Genomic DNA, 6,142 nt, shown 5'->3' with positions numbered 1-6,142 from the left:
GGGACGAAGGTCACGATTTCACACTGCCAAGAAAAGCCTCTAGCGAGGTGGAAGGCGCCAGTACCGTAAACCGACACAGGTAGGCGAGATGAGAATTCTAAGACGCGCGGGATAACTCTCGTTAAGGAACTCGGCAAAATGGTCCCGTAACTTCGGGAGAAGGGACGCTCCGCCTCAGGCGGAGCCGCAGTGAATAGGCCCAAACGACTGTTTAGCAAAAACACAGGTCTCTGCTAAATCGCAAGATGACGTATAGGGGCTGACGCCTGCCCGGTGCTGGAAGGTTAAGGGGATGGGTCAGCGCAAGCGAAGCTCTGAACCGAAGCCCCAGTAAACGGCGGCCGTAACTATAACGGTCCTAAGGTAGCGAAATTCCTTGTCGGGTAAGTTCCGACCCGCACGAAAGGCGTAACGATTTGGGCACTGTCTCAACGAGAGACCCGGTGAAATCATAGTACCTGTGAAGATGCAGGTTACCCGCGACAGGACGGAAAGACCCCATGGAGCTTTACTACAGCCTGATATTGGGGCTTTGTGCATGATGTACAGGATAGGCGGGAGACGTCGAGCCCGGAGCGCCAGCTTCGGAGGAGTCACCCTTGGGATACCGCCCTTCATGCATAGAGTCTCTAACTCGCAGCCGTGATCCGGCTGGAGGACCGTGTCAGGCGGGTAGTTTGACTGGGGCGGTCGCCTCCTAAACAGTAACGGAGGCGCCCAAAGGTTCCCTCAGAATGGTTGGAAATCATTCGAAGAGCGCAAAGGCAGAAGGGAGCTTGACTGCGAGACCTACAAGTCGAGCAGGGACGAAAGTCGGGCTTAGTGATCCGGTGGTTCCGCATGGAAGGGCCATCGCTCAACGGATAAAAGCTACCCTGGGGATAACAGGCTGATCTCCCCCAAGAGTCCACATCGACGGGGAGGTTTGGCACCTCGATGTCGGCTCATCGCATCCTGGGGCTGGAGTAGGTCCCAAGGGTTGGGCTGTTCGCCCATTAAAGCGGTACGCGAGCTGGGTTCAGAACGTCGTGAGACAGTTCGGTCCCTATCCGTCGTGGGCGCAGGAAATTTGAGGAGAGCTGTCCTTAGTACGAGAGGACCGGGATGGACGCACCGCTGGTGTACCAGTTGTTCCGCCAGGAGCATCGCTGGGTAGCTACGTGCGGACGGGATAAGTGCTGAAAGCATCTAAGCATGAAGCCCCCTCCGAGATGAGATTTCCCTTTGAGCAATCAAGAAAGACCCCTCAGAGACGATGAGGTAGATAGGTCACGGGTGGAAGCATGGCGACATGCGGAGCTGAGTGATACTAATCGGTCGAGGCTTTGATCTAATCGATGTTTGTTGATGGCTTCAGTTTTGAGGGCGCGAGCCCGATCGTCTGGTGGCGATGGCCAGGTGGCCACACCCGTTCCCATGCCGAACACGGAAGTTAAGCACCTGAGCGCCGAAAGTAGTTGGGGGTTTCCCCCTGTGAGGATAGGACGTTGCCAGGCAAGAACAAAAAGGTTGATTCGCGTAAGCTGCGGATCAACCTTTTTTGCATTATACATTCAATTTAGGAGGAATGAAACATGTCCAATCGAGTTCCAATCATCGAAGGACTGATCTCACATCAGAAAAGAGAAGCAGTTTCTTGGCACGTTCCCGGACATAAAAGTAGTGATTTGTTTCCGAAGGACATTCTGCAACTCGAGTGGGATCAAACAGAATTACCGGGACTCGACGACCTCCATCATCCGGAGGGAATCATTGCAGAGTCTATCGGCCTCCTCGAAGAACTATACGGAGCACCTCACAGTCATTTTCTTGTCAATGGATCTACTGTCGGGAACTGGGGGATGCTCGCAGCAGTTGCGAACCGGGGAGACCGGATCTATGTGCAGCGCAATTCACATAAATCCGTATTCAACGCTATGGAATGGCTAGGGCTAGAGCCTGTCTTCCTGCAGCCTGAGCTTGGGACGGATTTGGCGATCGGTCGACATGTTTCACGTGAAACGCTTACAGAAGCGATGGAACGCTTCCCGGGAGGGGTTGCTGTTTTCCTGACGTCGCCGACCTACTACGGAGAGGCTGCAAAAATCGAAGAGATTGTTGAGGTTACGAATGAACAAGGCATCCCGCTTCTGGTCGATGAGGCACATGGAGCGCATTTCAATGCGAATTTCGGCCAGCGTTCTGCCTTTGAACTCGGTGCGACGGCTGTCGTCCAGTCTGCGCATAAGACGCTTCCTGCCCTGACGATGGCTGCATGGATGCATGACCGCTTCACAGAGGGGCAAACAAGACGGCTGAAACATGCATTACAGTCGTTCCAGAGCTCGAGCCCATCTTATCTGCTCCTAGCCTCGCTTGATTACGCACGAAGTTACCTGGCATCTCTAACGGAGAGTGACTGGACGGAGATACGTAGGAGCCATGAACGTTTTCATGAGGAACTTCGGCAGATAGAGGGCTTAGAAATCTTCATTTATCATGACTGGACGCGTTTTACGTTGCGCTACAAGGCCGCGTCCGGAGCGGCCTTGCTTGAGGCACTGTCGCGTAACGGAATCGATGCGGAATTCGCGCTGCATGACCATGTCGTCTGCCTGTTGCCACTTGCCTATCTGGACGACGAGACTTTCATCCAGTACATGGGACGGGTTCGCCTGGCTTGTGATTCTCTGAAAGAGAATCAAGCGAACGTATGTATAGAACCTCCAATTAAGGGTAAAATGAAGGTATCCGAACTGGAGTACCCTTTCGACAGCATGATGGACGCTGAGGGAACATGGGTCTTGCTTGAAGACAGCGTTGGATGCGTTACGCTCGAGACATTGATTCCTTATCCTCCTGGAATACCACTTCTTTTTAAAGGAGAGAGGATTTTGGCTGAGCATGTGGAACATATTCGTTACTATCTAAATGTACACGCCCATATTCAGGGAGGCGAACGCCTTGTTGAGGATATGATTTGCGTGTTGAAGGAAGGACAGCTTTGAATGAAGGGTTTGTTCGTTACAGTGGAAGGTCCAGACGGCGCGGGAAAGACGACGCAATTGAAGCTTCTCGCGCAAGAACTTGAAATGGCAGGAATCGAAGTCGTATTAACCAGAGAACCTGGGGGAACGGAAATCGGGGATCATATCAGGTCCTTGATTCTTGATCCTGCGTTTGCAAAGATGGCGGATATGACAGAAATACTGCTTTATGCCGCTTCACGGGCACAGCACGTCAATGAGCTGATCCTGCCGGCACTTGACGAGGGGAAGGTCGTCTTATGTGACCGTTTCGTCGATGCATCAGTCGCGTATCAAGGATACGGGCTCGGTTTTCCTGTCGAGACGATTGAACAAGTGAATGCCCATGCGACAGGCGGACTCGTCCCAGACCGGACGTACTTATTCGATTTGACGGTAGAGGATGCGAAGAAGCGCATGCATGCACGCGGAGCACTTGACCGGATCGAGCAGCGGGATGATACATTTCGCCAGCGTGTCTATGATGGATTCATGGCGATTGCCGCTGATGAACCTGCCCGAGTCAGAAGAATCGATGCCAATCGAGAGGTTGAAGAGATCGCAGAAGAATTGCGAACCGACCTCTTGGCATTCATGAAAAAAAGGAGAGATGACGATGAAGATGGTAATCGCGATCGTTCAAGATAAGGACAGCCTTCGTTTGGCAGAATCACTCGTCGAACATGACTTTCGTGCGACGAAGCTTGCGACGACAGGTGGTTTTTTGAAGGAAGGCAACACGACTTTCATGATGGGGGTCCCGACTGAACGTCTGGATGAATTGATGGGTGTCATTAAACAGAATTGCTCGAGTCGGGAACAGATGGTATCACCGATTTCACCAATGGGAGGACACGCAGATTCCTATATCCCGTATCCTGTAGAAGTTCAAGTCGGTGGAGCGACAGTATTCGTCTTGCCGATCGAAGGATTTTATCAATTCTGATGCAGACATTCAAAGAATTGGCAAAAACGCAGTCGATCATCGCTACGATCCTTCAAAACTCACTGCGCGACCATCGAATCAATCATGCTTACATCTTCACCGGCGACTATGAGCCGCTTCTTCTGGAGGCGGCTCGCTTGTTTGCCAAGACGCTCTTTTGTGAGAAGCAGGAAACGGAGCCGTGCCTCGTCTGCAGCAATTGCCGGCGTATGGATAGCGGGAACTTCGTGGACTACTATGAAATCGAACCGGACGGGGCGACCATCAAAAAAGAACAGGTTCAACAGCTGATGCACGATCTTTCGCTTCGTGGTCTCGAAGGGAATCGTCAAGTGTATGTGGTGAGTCAGGCACATAGGATGACACCACAAGCGGCGAACAGCCTGCTTAAGTTTTTCGAAGAGCCGGGAGAAGGGAAAGTAGCGATTTTGCTTACGAATCAGCCTCACCTCCTGTTGCCGACGATTCGGTCAAGGGGACAGTTGCTCACCTTCCGTCCGGCTGACCGGACGATCATCGCCGCCGCTTTGTCAGAGCGTACGGGGCGGGATGCTGAACTTGCGACTTTAGCGGCACGAGTGTACCCGAAAATCGATGATGCGGAGCAAGCGTTATCGGAAGAGTGGTTTGTAAATGCCCGAGCCCAAGTGTTACAATTGATGGAGGAATTAATGAGTCGTCCGGCCGACTTGCCTCTTTTCGTCCAGGAAAAATGGATTGGACAGTTCAAAAGCCGGCAAGACGCAAGGATTGGTCTTGAACTCGTGACAGCTTTTTTCGAGGATGTACTGCACCTGAAATTAGATCCGTCATGGGAGACGATCACCTATTCGCGCCATCGTCCACTCCTTGAACAAGCAGGCGCGAAGAGTCAGGCGACGATCACGCGCTCACTCCAAGCCGTCCTCGAGGCGGTAAAACGGGTCGAGGCGAACGTTAATCCTCAATTAACGGTTGAGCGTCTCATGTTTGACTTACAGAAAGGATAGAGCGACATGCTAGAAGCTGTTGGCGTTCGCTTTAAAGAAGCGGGCAAGATATATTACTTCGCACCCGGACAAGCGTCGCTCCTTCGCGGACAACATGTCATCGTCGAAACGGTACGTGGCATCGAGTACGGAGAAGTAGTCGTTGCGGGTAAACAAATGGACGAGGATGATGTGGTCTTACCTCTAAAACCGATTCTTCGGATAGCGGATGATAAAGATGCCATGATCGTTCGTGAAAATAAAGTTGCAGCGCTTGATGCGCATGCGGTATGTGTCAGCAAGATTCGTGAACATCGGCTCGATATGAAACTCGTCGATGTAGAATATACGTTCGATCGCAATAAGGTCATTTTCTATTTCACAGCAGAAGGACGTGTTGACTTCCGGGAACTCGTCAAGGATTTGGCTGCTGTGTTCCGCACCCGCATCGAGTTGCGTCAAATCGGTGTGCGTGACGAAGCTAAGCTTCTCGGGGGGATTGGACCGTGCGGCCGCATTCTCTGTTGTTCTTCATTCCTCGGAGAATTCGAACCCGTCTCGATCAAGATGGCGAAGGACCAGAACCTTTCGCTCAACCCGACGAAAATTTCGGGCGTTTGCGGTCGTTTGATGTGTTGCTTGAAGTATGAGAACGATACGTACGAAGAGATGCGCCGCGACTTGCCTGATTATGGCAGACGCCTGACGATCCCTGAAGGCGAAGGCCGTGTCGTCGGACTCAATATCCTGGATCAAATCGTCCAGATTGAATTGAAGGACCGCTCGCGCGTCTTGACGTATACGATGGAGGAACTGCTCTCCGTCGGTGCTGTGAAACAAAAACGACCAAAAGAATGACGGGGTGCATAACACGTGGAGAGAGTCGATAAAAGAGAAATCATTACGCGTGTCGATGCCATCGAGCAACAGATCCATCTGCTCACGGAGCATCTGAGCGTGTTGAAGGACCAGCTGGCCTATTTGATGGAGGAAAACCAACATCTGTATCTCGAGAACCATCATCTGCGCGAAAAGATGGACCTTGAAGAACAACCGACGACAGAAGAGGTCGCAGAAGCCGGAGTCGGAGCAGGCTACGACAACTTGGGTCGTCTGTATCAGGAAGGTTTCCACATCTGCAATCTGCACTATGGTCAGGTCCGGAAAGATGGAGACTGTCTGTTCTGCTTGTCCATGTTAACGAAGCATTGAGAGGCTGACTT

General features: G+C 52.0%; 6 protein-coding genes and 2 rRNA genes. All 8 read left to right on the top strand.

The genetic code is table 11. The annotated features are described in order from the left end of the window. Window positions 1-1,333: ribosomal RNA gene (locus tag DFG60_RS13215) — 23S ribosomal RNA — on the top strand; the annotation flags it as partial. A gap of 47 nt (window positions 1,334-1,380) precedes the next feature. Next, window positions 1,381-1,496: ribosomal RNA gene (gene rrf, locus DFG60_RS13210) — 5S ribosomal RNA — on the top strand. Between the two features lie 78 nt (window positions 1,497-1,574). Beyond that, entirely contained in the window at window positions 1,575-2,987 is a 1,413-nt protein-coding gene (locus DFG60_RS13205; RefSeq protein WP_114572244.1) for an aminotransferase class I/II-fold pyridoxal phosphate-dependent enzyme, read from the top strand. Continuing rightward, window positions 2,988-3,653, top strand: coding sequence for a dTMP kinase (tmk, locus tag DFG60_RS13200; RefSeq protein WP_114572243.1), 666 nt, complete (start codon window positions 2,988-2,990; stop codon window positions 3,651-3,653). Beyond that, entirely contained in the window at window positions 3,622-3,951 is a 330-nt protein-coding gene (locus DFG60_RS13195) for a cyclic-di-AMP receptor (RefSeq protein ID WP_114572242.1), read from the top strand. The genes tmk and DFG60_RS13195 overlap by 32 nt, the downstream gene beginning before the upstream one ends. Next, window positions 3,951-4,940 (top strand): DNA polymerase III subunit delta', encoded by a 990-nt coding sequence (locus tag DFG60_RS13190; RefSeq protein WP_114572241.1) that lies wholly within the window; start codon window positions 3,951-3,953, stop codon window positions 4,938-4,940. The genes DFG60_RS13195 and DFG60_RS13190 overlap by 1 nt, the downstream gene beginning before the upstream one ends. Before the next feature lie 6 nt (window positions 4,941-4,946). Continuing rightward, window positions 4,947-5,777, top strand: a complete 831-nt coding sequence (locus tag DFG60_RS13185) for a PSP1 domain-containing protein (RefSeq protein ID WP_114572240.1) — start codon at window positions 4,947-4,949, stop codon at window positions 5,775-5,777. A gap of 15 nt (window positions 5,778-5,792) precedes the next feature. Continuing rightward, window positions 5,793-6,131, top strand: a complete 339-nt coding sequence (yabA, locus tag DFG60_RS13180) for a DNA replication initiation control protein YabA (RefSeq protein WP_114572239.1) — start codon at window positions 5,793-5,795, stop codon at window positions 6,129-6,131. Window positions 6,132-6,142: the final 11 nt, after the last annotated feature.

The organism is Exiguobacterium flavidum, assembly GCF_003344535.1.
Lineage (GTDB): Bacteria > Bacillota > Bacilli > Exiguobacteriales > Exiguobacteriaceae > Exiguobacterium_A > Exiguobacterium_A flavidum.
This window is presented reverse-complemented; position numbering and strand designations above follow the sequence as displayed.

Bases quoted from the DNA above. Each gene is read 5' to 3' on its own strand.
- DFG60_RS13185 (WP_114572240.1), top strand. From the start codon at position 4,947: ATGCTAGAAGCTGTTGGCGTTCGCTTTAAAGAAGCGGGCAAGATATAT.
- DFG60_RS13190 (WP_114572241.1), top strand. From the start codon at position 3,951: ATGCAGACATTCAAAGAATTGGCAAAAACGCAGTCGATCATCGCTACG.
- tmk (WP_114572243.1), top strand. From the start codon at position 2,988: ATGAAGGGTTTGTTCGTTACAGTGGAAGGTCCAGACGGCGCGGGAAAG.
- DFG60_RS13205 (WP_114572244.1), top strand. From the start codon at position 1,575: ATGTCCAATCGAGTTCCAATCATCGAAGGACTGATCTCACATCAGAAA.
- DFG60_RS13195 (WP_114572242.1), top strand. From the start codon at position 3,622: ATGAAGATGGTAATCGCGATCGTTCAAGATAAGGACAGCCTTCGTTTG.